This is a genomic window from Scandinavium sp. NPDC088450 (genome assembly GCF_044900545.1).
Classification (GTDB): Bacteria; Pseudomonadota; Gammaproteobacteria; order Enterobacterales; family Enterobacteriaceae; genus Scandinavium.
On the sequence record NZ_JBJDNI010000022.1, the window covers coordinates 71,550 to 94,417 of the forward strand.

24 protein-coding genes are annotated in these 22,868 nt (G+C 53.4%); 11 read left to right on the plus strand and 13 right to left on the minus strand.

Features of this window, described 5'->3' with window-relative positions; genetic code table 11:
• The first annotated feature begins 63 nt into the window (after positions 1 to 63).
• Positions 64 to 330: a DUF2534 family protein gene (locus ACI2I2_RS17935; RefSeq protein ID WP_404659113.1), complete on the plus strand. Its 267-nt coding sequence runs from the start codon at positions 64 to 66 to the stop codon at positions 328 to 330.
• A gap of 85 nt (positions 331 to 415) precedes the next feature.
• Positions 416 to 1,903: a GGDEF domain-containing protein gene (locus tag ACI2I2_RS17940; protein ID WP_404659114.1), complete on the plus strand. Its 1,488-nt coding sequence runs from the start codon at positions 416 to 418 to the stop codon at positions 1,901 to 1,903.
• On the opposite strand, the gene ACI2I2_RS17945 is transcribed toward ACI2I2_RS17940, so the two are convergent.
• Positions 1,879 to 2,886 carry a diguanylate cyclase domain-containing protein gene (locus ACI2I2_RS17945; protein WP_404659115.1) on the minus strand — a complete coding sequence of 336 codons (1,008 nt, stop codon included), beginning with the start codon at positions 2,884 to 2,886 and terminating at the stop codon, positions 1,879 to 1,881. The two genes, ACI2I2_RS17940 and ACI2I2_RS17945, sit on opposite strands and share 25 nt — an antisense overlap.
• A 313-nt stretch (positions 2,887 to 3,199) precedes the next feature.
• On the opposite strand from ACI2I2_RS17945, the gene ACI2I2_RS17950 reads away from it, so the two are divergent.
• The gene (locus tag ACI2I2_RS17950) at positions 3,200 to 3,424 is read left to right on the plus strand and encodes a DUF333 domain-containing protein (RefSeq protein WP_404659134.1); all 225 of its coding nucleotides are present in this window, start codon (positions 3,200 to 3,202) and stop codon (positions 3,422 to 3,424) included.
• A 69-nt stretch (positions 3,425 to 3,493) separates the two neighbouring features.
• A complete protein-coding gene (locus ACI2I2_RS17955; RefSeq protein WP_330981989.1) occupies positions 3,494 to 3,799 on the plus strand; it encodes a hypothetical protein in 306 nt (101 codons plus the stop codon).
• Here ACI2I2_RS17955 and ACI2I2_RS17960 read toward each other — a convergent pair.
• On the minus strand, positions 3,789 to 4,139 hold the full coding sequence (locus ACI2I2_RS17960; protein ID WP_404659116.1) for a DUF488 domain-containing protein: 351 nt from the start codon (positions 4,137 to 4,139) through the stop codon (positions 3,789 to 3,791). The two genes, ACI2I2_RS17955 and ACI2I2_RS17960, sit on opposite strands and share 11 nt — an antisense overlap.
• Before the next feature lie 160 nt (positions 4,140 to 4,299).
• On the opposite strand from ACI2I2_RS17960, the gene ACI2I2_RS17965 reads away from it, so the two are divergent.
• Entirely contained in the window at positions 4,300 to 5,007 is a 708-nt protein-coding gene (locus ACI2I2_RS17965; protein WP_404659117.1) for a CTP synthase, read from the plus strand.
• Positions 5,008 to 5,117: 110 nt separating this feature from the next.
• Here ACI2I2_RS17965 and ACI2I2_RS17970 read toward each other — a convergent pair whose 3' ends face one another.
• Complete coding sequence (locus tag ACI2I2_RS17970; RefSeq protein WP_404659118.1) at positions 5,118 to 6,308, minus strand: CynX/NimT family MFS transporter; 1,191 nt, start codon at positions 6,306 to 6,308, stop codon at positions 5,118 to 5,120.
• A gap of 102 nt (positions 6,309 to 6,410) precedes the next feature.
• Here ACI2I2_RS17970 and ACI2I2_RS17975 point away from each other — a divergent pair, with 102 nt between their 5' ends.
• Positions 6,411 to 7,202: an AraC family transcriptional regulator gene (locus ACI2I2_RS17975; protein ID WP_404659119.1), complete on the plus strand. Its 792-nt coding sequence runs from the start codon at positions 6,411 to 6,413 to the stop codon at positions 7,200 to 7,202.
• Here the strand turns inward: ACI2I2_RS17975 and ACI2I2_RS17980 are convergent.
• The 4 genes from ACI2I2_RS17980 to yeaG form a co-directional block, all read right to left on the minus strand.
• Positions 7,186 to 7,632 carry a DUF441 domain-containing protein gene (locus ACI2I2_RS17980; protein WP_404659120.1) on the minus strand — a complete coding sequence of 149 codons (447 nt, stop codon included), beginning with the start codon at positions 7,630 to 7,632 and terminating at the stop codon, positions 7,186 to 7,188. The genes ACI2I2_RS17975 and ACI2I2_RS17980 overlap by 17 nt on opposite strands.
• A gap of 99 nt (positions 7,633 to 7,731) precedes the next feature.
• Positions 7,732 to 8,238 carry a YbaK/prolyl-tRNA synthetase associated domain-containing protein gene (locus tag ACI2I2_RS17985; RefSeq protein WP_404659121.1) on the minus strand — a complete coding sequence of 169 codons (507 nt, stop codon included), beginning with the start codon at positions 8,236 to 8,238 and terminating at the stop codon, positions 7,732 to 7,734.
• Between the two features lie 110 nt (positions 8,239 to 8,348).
• Positions 8,349 to 9,629, minus strand: coding sequence for a YeaH/YhbH family protein (locus ACI2I2_RS17990; RefSeq protein ID WP_404659122.1), 1,281 nt, complete (start codon positions 9,627 to 9,629; stop codon positions 8,349 to 8,351).
• A 134-nt stretch (positions 9,630 to 9,763) separates the two neighbouring features.
• Positions 9,764 to 11,698: a protein kinase YeaG gene (gene yeaG, locus ACI2I2_RS17995; protein WP_404659123.1), complete on the minus strand. Its 1,935-nt coding sequence runs from the start codon at positions 11,696 to 11,698 to the stop codon at positions 9,764 to 9,766.
• A gap of 442 nt (positions 11,699 to 12,140) precedes the next feature.
• Between yeaG and ACI2I2_RS18000 the strand changes: the two genes are divergently transcribed.
• Positions 12,141 to 12,890, plus strand: a complete 750-nt coding sequence (locus tag ACI2I2_RS18000; RefSeq protein WP_404659124.1) for a MipA/OmpV family protein — start codon at positions 12,141 to 12,143, stop codon at positions 12,888 to 12,890.
• A 93-nt stretch (positions 12,891 to 12,983) separates the two neighbouring features.
• Entirely contained in the window at positions 12,984 to 13,838 is an 855-nt protein-coding gene (locus ACI2I2_RS18005; RefSeq protein WP_404659125.1) for an aldo/keto reductase, read from the plus strand.
• Between the two features lies 1 nt (position 13,839).
• Here the strand turns inward: ACI2I2_RS18005 and ACI2I2_RS18010 are convergent, their stop codons facing one another.
• Positions 13,840 to 14,724, minus strand: coding sequence for a D-hexose-6-phosphate mutarotase (locus tag ACI2I2_RS18010; protein WP_404659126.1), 885 nt, complete (start codon positions 14,722 to 14,724; stop codon positions 13,840 to 13,842).
• Between the two features lie 85 nt (positions 14,725 to 14,809).
• Positions 14,810 to 15,805, minus strand: coding sequence for a glyceraldehyde-3-phosphate dehydrogenase (gene gapA, locus ACI2I2_RS18015; protein ID WP_404659127.1), 996 nt, complete (start codon positions 15,803 to 15,805; stop codon positions 14,810 to 14,812).
• A 339-nt stretch (positions 15,806 to 16,144) separates the two neighbouring features.
• On the opposite strand from gapA, the gene msrB reads away from it, so the two are divergent.
• On the plus strand, positions 16,145 to 16,558 hold the full coding sequence (gene msrB, locus ACI2I2_RS18020) for a peptide-methionine (R)-S-oxide reductase MsrB (protein ID WP_404659128.1): 414 nt from the start codon (positions 16,145 to 16,147) through the stop codon (positions 16,556 to 16,558).
• Between the two features lie 42 nt (positions 16,559 to 16,600).
• The gene (locus tag ACI2I2_RS18025; RefSeq protein ID WP_330981976.1) at positions 16,601 to 16,879 is read left to right on the plus strand and encodes a YeaC family protein; all 279 of its coding nucleotides are present in this window, start codon (positions 16,601 to 16,603) and stop codon (positions 16,877 to 16,879) included.
• An 88-nt stretch (positions 16,880 to 16,967) separates the two neighbouring features.
• On the opposite strand, the gene ACI2I2_RS18030 is transcribed toward ACI2I2_RS18025, so the two are convergent.
• The 4 genes from ACI2I2_RS18030 to sppA form a co-directional block, all read right to left on the minus strand.
• Positions 16,968 to 18,224, minus strand: coding sequence for a glycoside hydrolase family 18 protein (locus ACI2I2_RS18030; RefSeq protein ID WP_404659129.1), 1,257 nt, complete (start codon positions 18,222 to 18,224; stop codon positions 16,968 to 16,970).
• 183 nt (positions 18,225 to 18,407) lie between these two features.
• Entirely contained in the window at positions 18,408 to 19,049 is a 642-nt protein-coding gene (gene pncA / locus ACI2I2_RS18035) for a bifunctional nicotinamidase/pyrazinamidase (protein WP_404659130.1), read from the minus strand.
• A 9-nt stretch (positions 19,050 to 19,058) separates the two neighbouring features.
• Positions 19,059 to 20,075 carry an asparaginase gene (gene ansA, locus ACI2I2_RS18040; RefSeq protein WP_330981973.1) on the minus strand — a complete coding sequence of 339 codons (1,017 nt, stop codon included), beginning with the start codon at positions 20,073 to 20,075 and terminating at the stop codon, positions 19,059 to 19,061.
• Between the two features lie 55 nt (positions 20,076 to 20,130).
• A complete protein-coding gene (gene sppA, locus ACI2I2_RS18045) occupies positions 20,131 to 21,987 on the minus strand; it encodes a signal peptide peptidase SppA (RefSeq protein WP_404659131.1) in 1,857 nt (618 codons plus the stop codon).
• A gap of 164 nt (positions 21,988 to 22,151) precedes the next feature.
• Here sppA and ACI2I2_RS18050 point away from each other — a divergent pair, with 164 nt between their 5' ends.
• Positions 22,152 to 22,703 (plus strand): NAD(P)H nitroreductase, encoded by a 552-nt coding sequence (locus ACI2I2_RS18050; protein WP_404659132.1) that lies wholly within the window; start codon positions 22,152 to 22,154, stop codon positions 22,701 to 22,703.
• The last annotated feature ends 165 nt before the right edge of the window (positions 22,704 to 22,868 follow it).

Below are 22,868 nucleotides of genomic sequence, written 5' to 3' on the forward strand. Positions count from 1 at the left end.
ATAGGTGTTTAAAGGCTTTGATGTTAAAAATGCGCTCAGCACATCCATTGAAGGACCGCCATCATGTCGCTTGAGAAATATAAGACGAAAAAGGGAATACGCTTTGTGCTTGCCGTGGTATTTATCTTTGTCATCGCGCTGATCATTGTCGGGCGAGCGACCTTTGGCGGGGCGGTTCAGGACTACGATTTGCACTACAGCGAGGGGTCACTGTCCCTGTTTATCATGCAGAGTGCGATGGTGTTCGTTTATAGCACAGTCTTCACTTTGCTCTGCGCCATCCCGCTAGGTTTTGTGCTTCTGGAAGCAGATTCCTGCTCGCAAAAGTGATTGAAGGCTCTCAGATGGCAGAAAATGGCAATTTCCGCTAAATTGTCTCTGAATAATAAAGCAATTTTGAGTTAGTGGTGCAGTGGTGAAGAATGTTCAGGATGCGCTGAGAAAACGACAGGCACTGCTGATATCAGCGGTCGTGACGTTACTGTGTGTGACCGTTTATGTGATTTTCCTCCATCAAAAGCGTCTGGCAGACGTTAATGATGGAATGAACGCGATGGTCACACAAATGACCACCGTCTTTAATGACAATGAACTGATAGCTGATGCAACGGGCGTGCGCTTTCAACAAATTCGTGGCACCAGCGAATGCGGCGGTTTATCGGGTTTTCGTTCCCGGGATGGCAATGCCTGGGCCATTAATGGTGACAGCAGTCATCTCAATCCTCGCATTGGCACGCTGGTTTCCCGCACCCAGAATTTAGACGCCAGCTGTATGTATAGCGCAGCAGAGTTCATTCGAGCCCGAATCAACGCGCTAAACCCTGGCCGCTTTGACGCGCATCGCTACATTATTTCCCATGATGCCAGTTGGTTTTACTGGTTTATGCCTCACGACTCCATCCCGTTCCACTTCTCTGACTCGAAAATGGTGAGCGAGCCCAGTGAGTTTTTTAAAGCGCCGGATTCCTTCTATAACCGTCTGTTGCTTAAGGACGTCCACGAGAAAGCGAGTAGCGCGACCAACTTTTACACTGACAAGATAACCGGCGAAACCGCCTATAGCGTGGTCAGCTATATCTATGATTTGTCCGGGGCCGAAATCAGCGATCGTATTGTCGGCTATCTGCTTTACGACCATTCCCTCACTGAACTGCGCGAGTCTTTAGCCGCAGCGTTTGGTGGCACAATTCCTCCGGCGTTAATGGTGGATTTAGTGAATACACCGACCCGAAAATCCCTGTGTCTGACGAAGGTCTGCTACTGGATGGGGGACACGGAAACTCGCGAAGTGTCGGCTAAATACCAGTTCCGTTATGAGCTCCCGGTCTATCTGTTCGTGCTCAATGATACTTCCGCCTGGTCAGCCATTTTGCTGGCACCTGTTCTCTTCTTGCTGCTGGCCTGGGTTGTGCGTCGTCGCTTAAATCTCAGTGATGTCAAAGTCTACACCGACCCGCTTACCGGCTGCTTTACGCGTAAAATTCTCGAGTTCGTGCGCGAGCGGGCAGAGGACTATTCCGTTGTGGTGCTGATGGATTGCAACAAGTTCAAAACCATCAATGATACCTGGGGGCATAACACCGGCGACCGGGCACTGCAGGTGATTGCCCAGCGAATGATGTCCAGCGTACGTGAAGAGAAAGATGTGGTGATTCGAACCGGCGGGGATGAGTTTGTGATCCTGCTTCAGAACGCCTCACTTGAGGCTGCACAAAGAGTGGCGCAGCGAGTGGCCAGAGAAATCTCGGCGCATGATTTTATCGCCAGCGGTGAAGTTATCCCTTTGTCGGTTTCATGGGGATTGGCGGAGTTCCATGACGATCTGGACGCCGCCATTCAGCAGGCGGACGCCGACATGTACCGAATGAAACAGGCGCGTCAGGACGCGACGCTGACCTGCTGACGGGCTTTCTTGTCGAGATACATTGCTGCGTCTGCGGCCTGAATCGCGCTTTCTGCGTCCATTTCCTGCGGGCAGACATCAATGGATCCAATGCTCGCGCCGGGATAATGAATCCGGTGATCGCCCAACTGATAAACCCCCTGAATTTGTCGACGCAATAAATCGACAAAGGCCGTTTTTTTGAGGTTGGTGGTGATTTCGCAAGCCACCAGGAACTCATCGCCACCGAGACGGCCAACAATATCATCGTGGCTCATCACGGAACTGAGGCGCTGTCCGACCTGAATCAGAAACTCATCGCCAGCCTGATGACCGTGAATGTCGTTAATCTCTTTGAAATCATCCAAATCGATAAAGGCCACCAGCACGCGTGAATCATTTTTACGCGCGTTGTTAAACAGGGCATCAAGCTGCTCATACACCGCACGGCGGTTAGAGAGACCTGTCAGCGCATCAGTATAAGAGTGTGCAATCAACGCAGCGTTTGCTTCGCGCAATTGCTCGACCAGCGACTCTTTTTCGATATAACGGGCAATCAGGCTCGCGAACAGGTGCAGCACATGTTCACTGTTGATGCTGAAGTTGTGTTGGTCCCGGCTGGAGGCGCACAGCGTTCCGTACAGAGAACCGTCGGCAAGATGGACCGGAGTGGTGAAAAAGGTGTTGATACCGAGCGCCTGGGCGGCTTCGCAATCTCCCCAGCGGTGGGGGACATCGTTGCTGAAATAGCATTCTTCATCGACTGCGCGTTTGCACAGTGACTCATCCCAGGGCAGAGAGTGGCCTTCGGGGATTTGCATATCGCTGCTGTTACGCGCATAAACCACGTGTTGCAAGCGAGTGCTGTTGTCGACACGAGTCAGATAGGTCGATTCCATATGCGTCACCATCTCGAGCATCTCCAGCAGTTGCCGCACGAGGCTCTCGAGAGATTGTTCCGTTGCAAGGGTTTGCGAAACGCGGGCGAGAATAATATCTGACATTTTCTGGAAACTCCCGTGCACTTCAACAGCGAAGACGGCACGCTATGCTGAATAAATCGACTATCCATCATAGTAAACCATGAATACATCAAATTTTATACATCGAAAGCAGGAGAATGCGATGAATTTCCGCTTAAAAAGCCCCGCCGGGGGCGGCGGGGAAAACTCATTGATTATGGAATGATCTGTTCTCTGGTCAGTGCGAGAACAGTCCTAATTTAATTTGCAAAAGTGCAGTTAAAATGAAGAAATAGTGAAGATTAAAGCGAAATCAACCCATTGTAAGGAATTCACCGTGAAGAAATACGTCGGAATGATGTTGCCTCTGCTGATGGCAGGATGTGCCAGTCAGCATAACGATGCACCCCCACCGCCAGCCATGGGTATGGCAAATCCTGCTGCCGTTTATTGCCAACAGAAAGGCGGGACAAGCGTGCCGGTGGAAACTCCGCAAGGCGTTCGCAGCGACTGTAAACTGCCGAATGGTGAAGTGATAGATGAATGGGCACTTTACCGCCGCGACCATCCTCAATCGTGACATTACGTTGCTCTCCAGGGTACAATGCGTATTAAGATTTATCCTAATATCAATCCTGACGAGAGCAACATGATTCAGCTTAAACCGGGCACCGTGGCAATGATTATCGGGGCTCGTACTTCCGCTGGCCGAGTCAACATCGGCAAATCCGTTTCTTTGTTCGCGCTGTGCCAGCCTGGCGAGCGTCTGCTTAACCCCATCAACGGTGTTGTGACCGAACTGCCGAGAGAATCGCAGCGGGCATTATGGCTGGTGACCGGTGATATTCTGTCTGTCGACGGTCAGGCCGGTTTTGCGTTTGTGCGCCCGGAGCATTTGATGCCGTTAACGCCGGACGCACTGCCTGCGGACGAACTCGCAAAAATTATGGAGTAAGGCTGGATAGCCATTCTGCCAGCACTCGCGCATGGTTACGCTGGGTGTTGGTGGCAGCGTACAGCAACGTCACCGTTTTTTGCTGTGCAAGGCCGGCAAGTCGTTTGCCATCCTGCTGGTTGTTCTCAAGTTCAGCCCGGTAATGCTGGCAGAACGTCGGGAAGTCAATCACCTCGCTGTGGAAGGCTTTACGAAGCTCATTTGAGGGCGTCAGCGTTTTACACCATTCGTCGTGAACCAATGCCTCTTTCTTGATGCCGCGAGGCCAAAGTCGGTCGACGAGAACCCGATAGCCGTCATCCGCCGAAACAGGGTCATAGACACGCTTACACTGGATCATTCCTTTTCCTCCTGCTGCTGCTTTACCCAAGGGTAATACGTTGCGCGGGAAGAAGAAACTCTCGCCACCTGCCATTAAAGGGGATTGTGGCCTGAGTAAAATCCCGGTAATCTGAGGTTCCTTATGAAGTCCAAAAACTGCTGCTCATAAGGAACCCCTCATGGAACACACTCCCGCTAAAAAAACGTTGCGCATTGCCCTTGTGGGCGACTTCAATCCGGATGTGATTGCCCATCAGGCGATCCCGCTGGCGATTGATGATGCCGCCGCGGTACAGGAACTGACGGCTGATTACGACTGGATTGCCACCACTGAGGTAGGCAGTGCAGAAGACCTGGTTGGCTATGACGCAATCTGGGTTGTTCCGGCAAGCCCTTATAAGAACGCAGAAGGCGCATTTACGGCGATTCGCTATGCGCGTGAAAACAGTATTCCGTTCCTTGGCACCTGCGGTGGTTTTCAGCACGCGATCATCGAATATGCCCGAAATGTCCAGGGCTGGAGTGACGCGGCGCACGCCGAAACCGACAGCGAAGGGCGCATGGTTATTGCCCCGTTAAGTTGTTCGCTGGTGGAAAAGTCAGATACGATCGAGCTGCGTGCGAATACCCTGATTGCTAAAGCGTACGGTCGTCTGAGCATTGAAGAGGATTACCACTGTAACTACGGTATTTCCCCGGACTTTGCTTCTGAACTGGAAGAGGGCGCATTACGGGTGACGGGCTGGGATGAAGAAGGGGAGATTCGCGCAGTCGAGCTCATCACGCATCCGTTCTTTGTTGCGACGCTGTTCCAGCATGAACGTAACGCGCTGGCGGGGCGTCCTGCTCCGCTGGTGCATGCGTTTTTACGTGCTGCGGCTAACTGACCCTGAGATCGTAGGCCGGGTCAGGCGTTAGCCGCCACCCGGCCGAATAGCCACCATCGCTGATGTGAAATGCCCGGCGGCGCTGGCTTGCCGGGCCTACAAGTTAGTCCTCAGGACTTGCCGTGAATTTCTTTATCGCGCCCGGCGAGACCGCCAAACACCGCCATAATCAGTGAAATCACAGCAACAGCGATCAGCGGAATGTGCCAGTCGCCGCTCGCATCGTGAATTTTCCCCATCACCGGAGGCCCGCAAGCGGCCAGCAGATAACCCACCGATTGTGCCATACCAGAAAGGGCAGCCGCCTGATGCGCAGAGCCTGCGCGTAAGCCGATGAACGTCAGGCCGAGGATCATCGTGGCACCGGAACCGAAGCCGAAAATCAGCGTCCACAGCACCGCCTGTTGCGGCATCAGCCAGTAACCGACTGCGCTTACAGCACACATCAGCGCCACGCCAATTGCGATGCCTTTCTGATCTTTGAGTTTGTGTAACACCAGCGGGATCAGCAGGCCTGGCGCTGCTGTCGCAAGCTGGAGAAGCCCGTGCAGGGAACCTGCTTGCGCTTCGCTATAACCGTGGCTTATCAGAATGGCGGGCAGCCAGCCAATGATGACATAGTAAACCAGCGAGTTGATGCCCAGAAACAGCGTCACCTGCCAGGCTAGAGCGGAACGCCAGATGCCTTTATCATGCAGGCTACGCGACGTTGTCACGGCGGCAGGCGTGTGATTACGCCATTGTGGCAACCACACCAGGAATCCCAGCAGCGGGAAGGCCATCAACGCCAGTAATGCACCCTGCCAGCCTAATCCACTTAACGCCAAAGGCACGACCAGCGCCGATCCTAATGCCGCAGCACCGCCCATGGTCAATGAATATGCGCCAACCATTTTTGCCACATGCCCGGAAAAATCACGCTTGATAAGCCCCGGTAACAGCACGTTTCCGAGTGCGATACCGCAGCCAATAATGGCGGTGCCGACATACAACAGCGTCGGTGAAGGCAGAGAACGCACGGCGATACCGGCGCAAATCAATATCAGCGCGCCCGTCAGACTGCGCTCCATACCAAACCGGCGCGCAAAACCTGCGGCCAGAGGGGAAACTAAGCCGAAAGCCAGCAGGGGTAACGTGGTCAGCAACCCAGTTTGGGCAGTTGTCAGGCCATAATCGGCACGAATGCTGTCAAGCAGAGGGGCGGCACCGGTAAACGTCACACGCAAAGAGGTGGCAATCAGCAGAATGCCGGCAATCAGTAACAGGTTTTGCCGACGGGAAGAGAGGGTCGTAATACTCATGTCTTTCTCGGTCATCCACAGGAGGGGCTACGATACGCTTTTCTGTTCATGATAGAATCAAGCCAGAATGACAAATAATCGCTAATATCGGACAAACTGAAGATGAAAGGGTTAGGACTTGGCGGCTATGAACCTGACAGCCAGCGTGACGTCGCGGTGGCGTTTCGTATTCAGGTTGCTGAAGATGAGCAGTTCATTCCCAGCCATCGGCACCGTAAAGGGCAGCTGATCCTGGCGTTGCACGGGGCTATCACCTGTGAAGTCGAGAATGCGATGTGGATGGTGCCGCCGCAGTTTGCCGTGTGGATCCCAGGGCTTGTGCCGCACAGCAATCGCGCCACGCCGGGGGCTCAGCTTTGTTTTTTGTTTATCGAACCCGGCGCGGCGGCAATGCCTGAGCACTGCTGTACCCTGAAGATATCGCCGTTGGTTCGCGAACTGATCCTTTCGCTTTCGACACGTCTCGGGAATGAACTGAAGACAGAAGCCACGCAGCGCCTGACTCGGGTGCTTTTTGATGAACTTCCGCAACAACCACAAGAGCAGTTACAGCTCCCGGTCTCGTTACACCCCAAAATTCGCATGATGGTGGAAACGATGGCAGCAGAGCCTGCCGAGTGGCAAACGCTGGGGCAGTGGGCGAGTCGGTTTGCGATGAGCGAACGCAACCTGGCGCGGCTGGTGGTGAAGGAAACCGGGCTGAGCTTTCGTCGCTGGCGACACCAGTTGCAGCTGATTCTGGCGTTGCAAATGCTGATTGGGGGTCAAACGGTGCAACAGACCGCGCTGTCGTTAGGCTATGAATCCACCACGGCGTTTATCACCATGTTCCGCAAAGGATTAGGTCAAACGCCGGGGCGGTATCTCAACGCGCTGACTACGCCTTCCCAATAAAGAGCGAAACAATACCGGCGGCGATAAGTGGCCCGACAGGCACGCCGCGAAAGAGCGCGACACCCAGAACCGTTCCCACCAGTAAACCGGCAACCAGCTGCGGCTGAATGCCCATCAACTGCACGCCACGCCCACCCAGCCATGACACAAAAATGCCGACAGCAATGGCTACCAGTGATTTCCAGTTAACGAAGGAGTGCAACAGCGTTGAAGCAGGCAGCGTGCCACTGGCGATAGGGGCCATCACGCCGATAGTCAGGATGATAATCCCGATGCTCAATCCCTGTTTTTCAATCCAGGGGAACAACCCGTTGAGCGGGGTGACGCGCACGATAATCAAAACCAGAATGGAGACGGTCACGGCGGTGTTATGACTAATAATGCCGAGTGCGGCCAGCCCGAGCAGGATAAGCAGAGTCGGATCAAACATAGGGAGTCCTTGCCAAAAGTAAAAAAAAGTAAACCCGTTTACTTTACGCATATCGTCGTGAGTAAACAGGCTTTTTTTACTGGCGAAGGAAAAAAGGGGTTAAGCGTCGTTGCTCCTGCGGAAAGCCACCAGTTCAGGCTGGGCAATGCGCAGATAATCCTGGGTATCCATGATTATCGATTTTTCCAGCAGCCCAGCGTTAAAAGCGATTTCATCGTAACGCTCGAACAGCAGTGGGTCCGCAATAAGCTTCAGTGAAGGATGGAAGCTGAAAGGCGGAATGGCACCAAACACGCAGGCGGTCAGTTCGTCCACTTCTGCGGGGCTTGCCAGTGAAGCTTTTAACCCGCCAAGATGCGCGGCTAACAGGGATAAATCCGCCTGTTGATCGGCTGCCAGAATCGCCAGCACGTGCTGTTTCACACCGTTGCCTTTCACTTTACAGACCAGGGCTTTTGCACCTTGCCCCAGCTCAGTACCCCGAATTTCCGACACGGCTTCACACTTGCCCATGGCTTCATGTTCCATGACGCGAAAGCGAGCCTGCTGGCTATCCAGCAGTGAGACAAGGTGTTGGTGCACGTCGCGGGAAGAGATTTCAGACATAGCCACTCCATGAAAAAAAACCAGGCAGCCAGCATAGTCTGTGATAAAAAGCCCGGCAAGCGCTATGCGCCGCCGGGCTTAGGATCGACTTAGATACGGTCTGAGCGCGATTAACTGACCGATGAACCTTGCTTATGGAACAGTTCGCGGAAGACAGGGTAAATATCTTCCTGGTCGCGAATGTGCTGCATGGCAAAGTTCTCAAACATCGATTGCAGATGCTCGTACTCACGCCACAGAGTTTGATGTGCGCGGCGAGTAATCTCGATATAGCTGTAATAACGCACTACGGGCAGAATTTTCTTCGCCAGAATTTCATGACACAGCGGCGAGTCATCGGCCCAGTTGTCGCCATCGGAGGCCTGCGCGGCATAGATATTCCACTGTGCAGGGTCGTAGCGTTCTTTCACCACTTCATCCATCAGTTTCAGCGCGCTCGACACAATGGTGCCGCCCGTTTCCTGCGAGTAGAAGAACTCATGCTCATCCACTTCTTTCGCCTGCGTATGGTGGCGGATATACACCACTTCCACGTTTTTATAAGTGCGGCTCAGGAACAGATAGAGCAGGATGTAAAAGCGTTTGGCCATATCCTTAGTGGCCTGATCCATCGAACCGGACACGTCCATCAGGCAGAACATCACCGCCTGGCTGGAAGGCTCAGGGCGCTTCTCGTAGTTTTTGTAACGCAGGTCGAAGGTGTCGATAAACGGCACTTTCTCGATTTTCGCCCGCAGTTCTGCTATTTCACGGCGCAGGCGTTCCTCTTCCAGCAACTGAGCCGGTTCGCTTTTGGCGACAGTATCCAGGTTCGCCTCCAGTTCACGCAGTTCACGTCGTTTTCCTGCCGTCATTGCGGTGCGTCGCGCCAGTGAATTTTGCAACGAGCGCACCACGCTGATATTGGCCGGAACACCGTTGGCGGTGAAGCCCGCGCGGTGCGTTTTGTATTCCGTCAGCTGACGATGTTGATTTTTTTTCAGATTCGGCAGGGCCAAATCTTCAAACAATAAATCGAGATATTCGTCCTTGGAGATGTTAAACACGAACTCATCCTGGCCTTCTCCGTCAGGGCTTGCCTGGCCCTGACCACTTCCGCCGCCGCCACCGCCGCCTTGCGGACGCTCGATGCGATCGTTCTGGACGAAATGATCATTACCGGGATGGACGCGATGGCGCAGGCCGCCGCGCCCCTGATGGAACATCGGTTCGCTGATGTCGTCCGTGGGTATGGAAACAGATTCACCGCTGTCGATATCCGTGACCGAGCGTTTATTGATGGCCTCGGAGATCGACTGTTTTATCTGCGCCTTATAGCGGCGCAAAAAGCGCTGGCGGTTTACCGCGCTTTTATTCTTACCGTTCAGGCGTCGGTCTATGAACCAGGTCATATGCCCCTCCCGTACTGCATTGCCAACCTTACGCTGCGACGGAAATGCCGGATGTCGCTGTGCTAATCCGGCCTACAGGTCGCTGTTTTTTTGTAGGCCCGGCAAGCGCATGCGCCGCCGGGCAATTTCCGCTATCAGGACGATTTACGCACGCGCAGATACCATTCGCACAGCAGGCGAACCTGTTTGCGGGTATAGCCTTTCTCCATCATGCGGTCGACAAAATCGTCGTGCTTTTTCTGCTCGTCGGTTGAGGTTTTGGCATTGAACGAAATCACCGGCAACAACTCTTCGGTATTAGAGAACATTTTCTTCTCGATAACCGTGCGCAGTTTTTCGTAGCTGGTCCAGTTCGGATTACGTCCGCTGTTGTTCGCTCTGGCGCGCAGTACGAAGTTGACGATTTCGTTACGGAAGTCTTTCGGGTTACTGATCCCGGCAGGCTTCTCAATTTTTTCCAGTTCCGCGTTCAGGGATTCACGGTCAAACAACTGGCCGGTATCCGGGTCGCGGTATTCCTGATCCTGAATCCAGAAGTCCGCATAAGTGACATAACGGTCGAAAATGTTCTGCCCGTACTCGGAGTAGGATTCCAGGTAGGCGGTCTGGATCTCTTTGCCGATGAATTCAGCGTATTTCGGGATCAGATAGCCTTTGAGGAACTCAAGGTAGCGTTCAGCCTGTTCCTGTGGGAACTGCTCACGTTCAATCTGCTGTTCCAGCACATAAAACAAATGCACCGGGTTCGCCGCGACTTCGATATGGTCAAAGTTAAAGACACGAGAGAGGATTTTGAACGCAAAACGAGTCGACAGACCGTTCATTCCTTCGTCCACGCCCGAGTAGTCGCGATACTCCTGATAGGATTTCGCTTTCGGGTCGGTGTCTTTCAGGCTTTCACCGTCATACACGCGCATTTTCGAGTAAATACTGGAGTTTTCCGGTTCTTTCAGACGCGACAGAATCGAGAAACGAGCCAGCGTTTCCAGGGTGCCCGGGGCGCATGGCGCATGGGTCAGCTCACTGTGATTAAGCAGTTTTTCGTAAATCTTGATCTCTTCGGAGATCCGCAGGCAATAAGGCACTTTGACGATGTACACACGGTCAAGGAACGCCTCATTGTTTTTGTTATTACGGAACGTCACCCACTCAGATTCATTCGAGTGCGCGAGGATAATCCCGTTGAACGGCAGGGCAGAGATACCTTCTGTGCCGTTGTAGTTACCTTCCTGGGTCGCAGTCAGCAGCGGATGCAGCACTTTAATCGGTGCTTTAAACATCTCGACGAATTCCATGATCCCCTGGTTAGCACGGCACAGTGCGCCGGAATAACCATAAGCATCCGGATCGTTCTGTGCGTGGTTTTCCAGCTTACGGATATCCACTTTACCGACCAGCGCCGAGATGTCCTGGTTGTTCTCATCGCCCGGTTCAGTTTTGGCGATAGCAATCTGCGCCAGAATGGACGGCCACACTTTCACCACCCGGAATTTAGTGATATCGCCACCAAACTCGTTCAGGCGTTTCGCTGCCCACGGCGACATAATTGTGCCGAGGTAGCGGTTAGGAATGCCGTACTCTTTTTCCAGAATCTGTGCATCTTCCTGAGGGTTGAAAAGGCACAGCGGGTGATCGTTAACCGGGCTACGTTCACCGTTCGCACTGAGCACGTAAATTGGTACGCGCTGCATCAGGGCTTTCAGTCGTTCAGCCAGAGAAGATTTACCGCCGCCGACGGGGCCCAGCAGATAGAGGATCTGTTTCTTCTCTTCCAGACCCTGAGCGGCATGTTTCAGGTAGGCGACGATCTGTTCGATTGCGTCTTCCATACCATAGAACTCTTCAAACGCCGGGTAGCGTGCGACTACGCGGTTCGAAAATAGACGGGACAGCCGTGGCTCATGGGCAGTATCGACCATCACTGGCTCACCAATAGCCATTAACAGTCGTTCTGCCGCGTTGGCATAGGCACTGCGATCTTGTTTACAGGTCGCAAGAAATTCCTGCAGTGTGAACTCTTCGTCCTTGGCAGCTTCATAACGCTGGCGATAGTGATCGAATATATTCATGGCATGCCGTCCTTTCGTTTTTTAGCACAGGATGAGAGCCGTTCGTATGAATAATGGAGGCTCCCGGAAGGCGTAAGCTGAACGACGCTCACCGACATTCTCACCTCTGATTCAGCAACCCTTGTGCCAGGTTACCTGGGAGAAATGGATAACGTGCCCCGCGTTTGCACCTTCTGAATTTAAGCGTAGATGGCATTTTCAAAACTTGCATGCTGTGAAAATTCAATTTCAATGACATATCAATAACTCATCAAAAAATACCGCCACTTAAAGATGAAGAAATTTCAAGCCTTCATTGGGCTGTCATCTCACTGCAAGCGAAGTGTCATCGGCCAATGGCAGCCTGGTAGGTTAAATACTGTCAGTGGAAGTAAAGAATTTGAGGTAAGCGGTACGGGCGGGTAAACTTCAGCCGCTTGTATTTTTTTAAGGGATATGCAACGTGAACTCATTGAAACTTCTGACAACAGGCCTGCTCCTCGCAACAGCAGCGTCCGTTGTCCATGCTGAAGACAGCAAATTAACGTTGGGCGCCGGTGTTGGCGTGATAGGGCATCCGTACAAACAGTATCACACTGATGTGTATCCGGTGCCGGCTATTGATTTTGAAAGCAATAACTTCTGGTTCCATGGTCTCGGGGGCGGGTACTACCTCTGGAATGACACGGCCGATAAGCTCTCCATCACCGCTTACTGGTCGCCGCAGTATTTTAAGCCGGGCGACAGTGACAACAATCAGCTGCGTAAGCTCGATCGTCGCCAGTCGACGATGATGGCGGGCCTGTCTTATATGCACTTCACCCAGTACGGTTTCCTGCGCACCACACTTGCGGGCGATACGCTCGACAAGAGCAACGGTATCGTCTGGGATGCTGCATGGCTCTATCGTTACACCAACGGTGCCCTGACAGTCACGCCAGGTATCGGTGTGCGCTGGGACAGCGACAACCAGAACGAGTACTACTACGGTGTGTCAAAAAAAGAATCTTCGAAGAGCGGCCTGCGCAGCTACGATGCGGACAGCGGCTTCAACCCGTATATCGAGCTGTCGATGAGCTACAAACTGACAGACAGCTGGAGTGTCTACGGAACGGGTCGCTATCTGCGTCTGTCGGATGAAATCACCGACAGCCCAATGGTCGATAAGACCTGGACTGGCCTGCTTTCTACCGGCATTACCTATACTTTCTGATTTGCACCATGCGAGTGCAATCCGTGCAATTTCACAGGGCAGCAATGCCCTGTTTTGCATTATGGTAGGGCACTCATGCAAACGGAGGTTGTTATGTCTCAGAGAACACATCACACCCATGAATTGATTAGCGTGCCACGCATTGGTCAGGGCACTTGGTATATGGGCGAAAACGCTTCCCACCGAACTGAAGAAATCACTGCACTGCGAGCGGGCATCGATTACGGACTCACGCTCATCGATACGGCAGAAATGTACGCCGAAGGCGGCGCGGAAGAAGTCGTTGGCGATGCCATTCGCGGCCAGCGCGATAAGGTATATTTGGTGTCAAAAGTCTATCCCTGGAATGCAGGAGGGCAACGCGCGAAGGCGGCTTGTGAAGCCAGCTTGCGCCGACTGGGCACTGATACTCTGGATCTCTATTTGCTGCACTGGCGTGGGGAATTTGCGCTGTCTGAAACCCTTGAAGCTATGGAGTCTCTGCAGCGAGAAGGCAAAATTCGCCAGTGGGGTGTCTCAAACCTGGATCTGGACGACATGAGGGAGCTTCATTCTCTGTCAGGAGGACAAGCCTGCGCCACCAATCAGGTGCTTTACCATCTGGCGTCACGCGGTATTGAGTACGATTTGCTGCCATGGTGTCAGCAGCAACAGATGCCCGTCATGGCCTATTCACCGCTCGCACAAGCAGGGCGTTTACGTAACAACGTGTTCACTCATCCTGTTATTCAGCAGATTGCCCACGCACACGCTTCAACTCCGGCGCAAATTATGCTGGCGTGGTTGCTCGCTCAGCCTGGTGTGCTGGCCATTCCGAAAGCGTCTTCTGTTGAGCATGTGAAGCAAAATGCGCAGGCGCTGGAAATCAAACTGAGTGAAGAGGAAAGGGTAGAGCTGAACAGGGCGTTCCCGGCACCTGGCCGGAAAACGCCGCTGGATATGGTCTGACTTAACGCTTAGCCACACGGATGGACTGAGAAAGACGGGACGGCTTCTCTTCAGACGCTTTCTGTGGTTTGGTCACACAAGCTGTTTCAACGCAGACGAAGGTTTTGTATCCGTCGTCTGGCATGTCGCCCATGCTGACAGACAGCGCGGGGCCTGGGTTCCAGCCAACCACGTTGCTGTGATGCCCGTGAATCACATCGATATTACGCGCTAACGCGTCATCGTGGATCACGCTGCAGGCTTCAGCATTCAGGTAAACGCGGTCAGTACGATCCGGGAAGGTTTGTACGCCATCGCTCAGAACGCCTTCTTCGGCATTGTTCACTTTATCAATGAAGCGATCGCCAAAGCCGCTGACTTTCACCTTGCTGATGTCACCCACGTTGAAGTAGGTGTGCAGGGCGGAAGTGGTTTCAAACTCACCGTGGGCTTCCAGTTCGATTTCGCAGGTTTTGCCGACTTTAAAGCGAGCGTACAGCGTGAAATCGTGCGGCCACAGCGCTTTGGTTTCTTCGTTGCTCTGCAGTTCAAACGTCAGTACCACACCGTTGTCGTCTTCATTGTGCGCTTTCAACGTCCACGCCTGGTTACGCGCAAAGCCATGCGCTGGCAGGCCTTGTTGTGCCGCCGGGCCAAACCATGGCCAGCAGATTGGCACGCCGCCACGCAGCGCTACACCGGTTTTGAACGGTGTGTTATTGCTGAGCCACAAGACTTCTTCTTCACCAGCGGGTTTCCACGAAAGCAGATGTGCGCCTTGCAAAGCGAAAGACGCTTTAGCTTGTGGGTGGTCAACAACGATCAGTTCTAAGTCGTCCAACTGACGGCGGGAGAGAACAGGGGTAAGTTGTTCAACAACAGGGAGAGCGAAAATTTTATTAATCATGATGCAATCCTTGATTCAACCGTAAACGAGAAGCATAAAAAAAGGCGACCGCAGTCGCCTTTTTGGATCAGGTTCTCATCTCAACTTATTTGGAGATGTGAGCGATCAGGTCCAGAACTTTGTTGGAGTAACCAGTTTCGTTATCGTACCAGGAAACCAGTTTCACGAAGTTGTCGTTCAGCGCGATACCTGCTTTAGCATCGAACACGGAAGTGCAAACTTCACCGTTGAAATCGGTAGAAACAACATCGTCTTCGGTGTAACCCAGAACGCCTTTCATTGGGCCTTCGGAAGCCGCTTTGATAGCTTGCTTGATGGTTTCGTAAGACGCTGCTTTTTCCAGACGAACGGTCAGGTCAACAACGGAAACGTTTGGAGTTGGAACGCGGAACGCCATACCAGTCAGTTTGCCATTCAGTTCTGGCAGCACTTTACCTACTGCTTTAGCAGCACCGGTAGAAGATGGGATGATGTTCTGAGCTGCGCCGCGGCCGCCGCGCCAGTCTTTGTGAGACGGGCCATCAACGGTTTTCTGAGTTGCGGTGGTCGCGTGAACAGTGGTCATCAGACCTTCGATGATGCCGAAGTTGTCGTTGATAACTTTAGCCAGCGGTGCCAGGCAGTTGGTGGTGCAAGATGCGTTAGAAACGATGTCCTGACCCTGGTATTTGTCAAAGTTAGCGCCTTTAACAAACATAGGGGTGTCATCTTTAGATGGACCAGTCAGAACAACTTTTTTCGCGCCAGCAGTGATGTGCTTACGAGCAGTTTCGTCGGTCAGGAAGATACCGGTTGCTTCAGCAACAACGTCAACACCGATTTCGTTCCACTTCAGGTTAGCCGGATCTTTTTCAGCGGTAACACGGATTTTTTTACCGTTAACAACCAGGTGGCCGTCTTTTACTTCAACGGTGCCGTTGAAACGACCGTGAGTTGAGTCATATTTCAGCATGTATGCCATGTACTCTGCGTCTAACAGATCGTTGATACCAACGATTTCAATGTCAGAACGTTCCTGAGCAGCACGGAAAACAATGCGACCGATACGGCCAAAACCGTTGATACCTACTTTGATAGTCATATATTCCACCAGCTATTTGTTAGTGAATAAAAGGTTGCCTGTAAAATTACAAAAACCTTACGCAGCGTCAAGCGGAATCGTGTCAATCATTGCGACAAATCAATCCTCTGCATAGCCTTTGCACGATTGACCGCCTCACTCATCCTTTGGGCCAAATTCCATATGAGGGCTGCGCCCGGAATTTTAAAGGCCAGAAGAGATAAAAATGTGATTTTGATCACGATTATCGGGCTGCCCTTTCGCAACGAGTAAGTTTAGAACAAAAGTTCGCACTTCATTGTTAATGTTTTGTTAGAATCGGAGCCATAAGCCGATATTTATCCAGCGAGAAGTGAGCCAATGGCGAACAAACCCACTCCCGATGAGCTCGAAAGCAGCTTAAGCGAAATGCAGTTTTACGTGACCCAGAAGCACGGTACCGAGCCGCCTTTCACCGGGCGTCTGCTGCACAACAAGCGTGACGGCCTCTACCATTGCCTGGTCTGCGATGCACCGCTGTTCAACGCCGAAAGCAAATACGACTCAGGCTGTGGCTGGCCGAGTTTTTATGAGCCGGTTAGCGACACGGCGATTCGTTATCTGAATGACTACGCCCACGGCATGCAGCGCACGGAAATCCGTTGCGGAAACTGTGATGCGCATCTCGGTCACGTGTTCCCGGATGGCCCGCAGCCGACAGGTGAGCGCTATTGTGTGAACTCAGCGTCATTGAGTTTCACCGATGAGCAAAACGGTGACAAAACCAAAGGCTGAAGAAACGATTCAGCAAATTATTCCTGAGGAGCACCGCAGATCGTGGAAATCGAGCAAATTATCGACGGCATGACCGAGGAAGTTTATCAGCGTCTGGCGACGGCCGTAGAGCTGGGAAAATGGCCCGATGGCGTCGCGTTAACGCCGGAGCAAAAAGAGAACAGTCTGCAACTGGTGATGTTGTGGCAGGCTCGCTACAACACGGACGCGCAGCACATGACTATCGACACCCAAGGGCAGATGGTGATGAAGAGTAAGCAGCAACTTAAAGAGGATTTCGGTATCGCACCGAAGCCAATTGCGACGCTGAAAATGCAGTGATAGTGCAGTGTCAGTGCGGCCTGTTGCCCTCTCCCACAGGGCGAGGGAGCAAACACTAAAAACGGCAACCAAGGTTGCCGTTTTGCATTTACCTTTGTTTAATCCCCAGCGACGTCGCCAGCTGCTTAGCTAACTGGTTATTGTCATCCGCGCCATACTCCCAGAACATCGCGCCACCCAGTCCTTTTTCCTTGATGTACTGTGCTTTCAGGTCCACAGACCGTGGGTTCTCATACGACAGAGCAAACAAGGCTTTCCCTTCCGCTGATTTCACCGACAACCACGGTACCTTGGCCTGATCGTCCCAGTGCTCGGTAAAGCGTTTCTGCGGATCGTTAATCAGCTTGCCGACGATGTCGTTGTACTTCACGTAGGTGTCTTTGCTGAGATCAAACCCAAGTGAACGGAACAGCTCAGTTTCTTGTTGGCTGAAGTACGGCTGAGTCGCAGGGTTTTTCTCTGCGTCTGGCTTGCTCCAGTCAATGCCTGGTTCAGTGGCGCGTTTCGGCACGCGGCCATAGAAACCAATCCCAAGGTTCATCTGTTCCGGTTTCAGCCCGGCAGCAAGATAGTTATTCACCACAAAATCAGCGCTGTATTTATCTGCCTCGGCGACGGTTGGCCACTGGCTGGAGTCATACAGGTTTGAGTTGAAGTACTGGGTGCCGTACGCCATGTCGTAGGTCATCAGGTTGATGTAGTTCAGATAAGGCGCGATAGCCTTCACATCTACCCAGCTTTTCGGACTTTCAGCATTGGCACCGACGGCAATGGTCACCAGTTTTTGTTTAGGCATTGCTGCACGCAGTTCTTTGAGCAGGGCGGTGAAGTTGTCTTTGTCTTCAGGCTGCTTATCCACCAGTCCCCATGCGCCGTTAACCGGATATTCCCAGTCTAGATCGATGCCATCCAGGCCGTAGGTGTTCACCACCTCTTGAACTGAACGGATAAAGACCGCGCGACTTTCTTTGCTGTCCGCCGCGCCAGAGAAGCCACGAGCGCCCCAGCCGCCGACGGAAAGCAGCACTTTGAGGTCAGGGTTCTGTTTGCGTAATTCCGGCAGTTTGCGCAGATCGGCAATCACTTTCGGTGAGAGCCAGATTTGGTGCAGTTTGCTGGCATCCTTCAGCGCTTCATTGGTTTCACCCGCTTCGTTGTTGTAGATAAGGCCGAAGGAGTAGTTGAGGTGGGTTATCTGGCGGACATCCAGCTTATTGATATCGCCGCCAGGCCCGGCGGTGACGTCTCCGCCGCCGTTAAAGTAGCCGACCGACATCAGGTCAGCCGCGAAAACTGTTGAGGTGCAGAGCAGGGGTAAGGCTGCCAGAACAGGCAATAATTTCATAAATCATCCTCTTTGACTGATAAAAAAGACCGACACGCCACACAAGGGCGTGGCGAAAAAACAGCCAGAGCAGAATAGCATCACCGTTGCGTTAAAACTGCGAGAGGGATTCAATTTGCAGACAAATGAGGGAGTTGTGATGATTGCCCGGCAAGCGTCGCGCCGCCGGGCAAGGTAGAACAATCAGGCCTGAGTTTCCTGCCAGTCGGCAAAGGTGTACAGCGTTGCCCCTTCGGCTGCCATTTCCATAAACGCTTCAACGCTGTCCTGCGGATGAAGGTTTACCCCGCGACAACCATCAGTAATGACGTTGACTTCATAACCCAGCTTCAGCGCATCCAGCACCGTGAACTTCACGCAGTAATCTGTCGCCAGCCCCAACACAATCAGCTCAGTGACTTTTTGCGCACGTAACCACTCATCAAGGCCGGTTTTCTGGCGATGGCCGTTGTCGTAAAAAGCGCTGTAGCTGTCGATGTTTACCGCTTCGCCTTTTGGGAAAACAATATCGATGTGCTGGCTGTTGAGCAGCGGGTGCAGTTCAGCGCCTTCGCTGTTCTGCACGCAGTGATCGGGCCAGAAGGTTTGCGGCAAGCCATCCAGCTCACCCTGAGTATAGGGCTCAACGCCATGCTGGCTGGCGAAACTACCGTGATTAGCGGGGTGCCAGTCCTGGCTTGCGACAATGGAGTCACCGCGAACCAGACACCAGTGGATCATCGCATTGGCAATATCCACCGTGCTGTCGCCTTCAGGCACAGCCAGTGCGCCTCCGGCACAAAAGTCATTCTGGAGATCAACCAGTAACAGCGCTCTTGCGTTCATCGCTTCTCCTTACTCGTCGGGCGTCAGTTCACCGCGCAGGTTTTGCTGCATGGCGGTGCGAACGGCGTCAGCATTCAGCCCTTGCGTTAACAAATAGTGTAGCTTGGTCAGGGTTGCTTCTACGGTCATATCGAAGCCGCTGACCACACCAGCCTGGGCGAGGGCGTTGCCAGTGGCGTAACCGCCCATGTTCACTTTACCCGACATGCACTGCGTCAAATTGACGACCACGATGCCACGCTGGCTGGCTTCTGCCAGTTCCTTAATGAACTCACCGCTTTGCGGAGCGTTGCCCACGCCATAGGAGCGCAGAATCAGCGCTTTTACTGGCTGACGCAGGAAGTTGCGCACCACATCAGCGGAGATCCCCGGATAGATGGTCACCACGCCAATAGGCTGCGGTGTAATAGGGTGAACAATGAGATCGCCAGTACCGTGTGGTGCAGGTGGCGTGCCGAGACGGCGAATGTGAATCCCGGCTTCCAGCAGTGGTTGCAGGTTTGGCGAGGCGAACGCATCAAAACCGTCGGCGTGAGCTTTGGTGGTGCGGTTGCCGCGATACAGACGGTTATTGAAGAACAGCGTGACTTCGTTAATCGGGTAGTTCGCCGCCACATACAACGCATTCAGCAAATTGATTTGCCCGTCAGAACGCAGTTCAGCCAGCGGTATTTGTGACCCTGTCACAATAACCGGTTTGCCGAGGTTCTCCAGCATAAACGACAGCGCAGAGGCGGTGAACGCCATGGTGTCCGTGCCGTGCAGGATAACGAAACCGTCGTAATCATCGTAATGCGCCTGAATATCGTCGGCGATGTGCTGCCAGTCTTCTGGCGTCATATCCGAGGAGTCCATCAGGGGCTGGTATTCGTGAATGGTAAAGTCAGGCATTTCCGGGCGGTGGAATTCCGGCATCAGCGCCAGCTGGCGTTGCAGGTGACCTGAAACCGGGATGTACCCGTGTTCGGAACGCTGCATGCCGATAGTCCCGCCGGTGTAGGCTACGTAGATCGATTTCTTTTGCATGATGAGTGACTGAATTTTAACTAAAAAAATCCCCTCGATTAAGAGGGGATGCGAATTAGCGTATGTTAGCGCAGGTCAGGCAGAACGCATAACGGTTCTGCGGATCGTTGAAGGCGGCAAGTTTATCGCCTTCCTCCTTGACCACACTGGCGGCGGTGACCAGCGGCGCAGGCAGATACGCCTGAAGCGCCTGTGGCAATGCCGCGCGGACAGACCCGCTCAGGCTATCGATAACCATATTGAAGAACGTGGGCTCTTCCTGATAGTAATCGATATGCCACTGTTTCAGTTTCGCCAGCTCGGCGGCTTTCGCGACGGCATCGTCGAAATCACCGAGGCTATCCACCAGGCCGTTGGCTTTGGCATCCTGACCCGTCCAGACGTGGCCCTGAGCGATTTTATCCACCTGCTCTGGCGTGCTATGGCGAGACTGTGCCACCAGGGTGATAAAGCGCTTGTAACCATTCTCAATGCTGAGCTGCATCATGTCCTGCACTTCCTGCGGCAGCGCTTTGGTCATCGAGATGTCCGCCAGTGGGGACGTCGACACGCCATCGGTATGCACGCCAATGGAATCCAGGCTGTTCTCAACGGTGTTAATCACCCCGAAGATGCCGATGGAGCCGGTCAGGGTGCTGGCATTCGCCACGATGTAATCTGCCGGAGTGGAAATCCAGTAGCCACCGGAAGCGGCCATCCCGCCCATAGAGACAACCACAGGTTTGCCTGCCGCACGTGCAGCCGCCAGCTCAGAGCGAATCACTTCCGAGGCGCTAACGCTGCCGCCAGGGCTGTTGACGCGTAACACAATGGCTTTCACTTTCGGGTCCAGACGGGCATCGCGAATTTGTGAGGCAGTTGTATCGCCACCCACATTTCCTGGGGTTTCCTGACCGTCGATAATTGCGCCGTTAGCGAAAATAACCGCTACGCTTGCGCCCGTATCTGCCGGGGTTTTCAGGTTGTAGTCGTAATAGCTGACTGCGCGATAGTTATTATCCGCCTTGCTCCAGCCAAACTGTTTGGTCAGCGCTTTTTCAACGTCGGTGTTCGACGCCAGTTGATCAACCAGTTTGCTGTCCAGCGCATATTTCGCCGTGTCGCCATCGACTTTACGCAGACCGTCCAGCACGCCTTGCGCGCCTGGGAAAATCTGTTCAGCAGTGGTCTGGCGGTTTGCGGCAATGGTGTTCAGATAGTTTTGCCACAGCTCGCCAATCCAGCGGCTGTCCGCTTCGCGTGCGGCCGGGGACATATCGTCACGGATAAACGGCTCAACGGCAGATTTATACGTCCCGACGCGGAACACATGGGTGGTCACTTTCAGCTTATCGAGCAGGGATTTGTAATACAGCCCGTTGGTCGCAAAGCCGTGAAGATCGACCGTGCCCTGCGGCGACAGATAGATTTTGTTGGCGAAGCTGGCGAGATAATACTGAGCCTGGGTGTAGTCATCGCCCACGGCATACACCGGCTTACCGCTGTCACGGAATTCGCGCAGCGCTTTACCGATATACTGCATGGAAGGCTGGTCGCCCCCGGCAAAGTTTTTCAAATCCAGCACGATACCGGTGATATTGCGATCGTCTTTGGCCTGGCGAATCGTATTCACGATATCAAACAGGGAGTTTTCCTGCAGGCGGTCGGAGCTGGCACCCAGTAGCTGACGACTGATAGCACTGATTTTACTGCTGGTTGAGGGCTTATCGACCACCACCCCGGTGAGATCCATAAGCAACGCGCCACGGCCTGTGCTCTCAGCCGAGCTAGTGCTGCTCACCTGCATCCAGATGCCGACGCACACCAGCACCAGCAGAATAAAGAACAGGTTCAGCACCAGTTCGCGAATAAAGTTCAACAGACGCCATGTCCATTTAAAGAATCCGGCAATGATTCGCCAAAGGGTTCGCATGTTTTCTCCCTGCCTGAATGAAAAGAGGTCCGCCCGCGAAGGCGCGACGTGTGGCTATCCTAAAGACACCACCGCCGGTTGTCAGCAGGAATCGGCGCCTGCGCTGTAACAAAATCTGCTTCCATGTTAATTTTGTGAAAATCCCTGAAACCCGGAGATAAGTAATGGATGCACTTGACCTGCTCGTCAACCGCCGCAGCGCTTCCCGCCTTGCCGAGCCCGCCCCACAGGGCGAACAGCTGGAGAATATTCTCCGTGCCGGACTGCGAGCCCCCGATCATGGTACGCTCACACCCTGGCAGTTTTTTGTGATTGAAGGCGAAGGACGCGAGCGTTTCAGCCAGCTTCTTGAGAAGGGCGCCGTTGCCGCGGAACAAGATGAAAAAGCCATCGAGAAAGCCCGCAACGCCCCGTTTCGCGCTCCGCTGATTATCGCCGTGGTGGCGAAATGTCAGGAGCACCCCAAAGTGCCGAAGTGGGAACAAGAAATGTCTGCCGGTTGCGCCGTGATGGCGATGCAAATGGCGGCCGTGGCGCAAGGTTTTAACGGGATCTGGCGCAGCGGTGCATTAACTGAAAGCCCAGTCGTCCGCGATGGCCTGCAGTGCCGCGAGCAAGATAAAATCGTCGGTTTCCTCTATCTGGGCACGCCGCAGTTGAAAGCGTCTTCCAGCATTTCAGTGCCTGACACCACACCGTTTGTGGTGCGTTTCTGATAGTTTCCCGAGAGCGCTTTGATGCCGGGTGGCGCGTTGCTTACCCGGCCTACGAGAACCTGGGTTTTCTCCCTCTCCCCGCGGGCTGAGGTATCCCCACAAAAGTGAAAAGCACGATGAAGTGTGATCTACTGGTTGCGCTAACAAAACAGAAGAGACCTCATC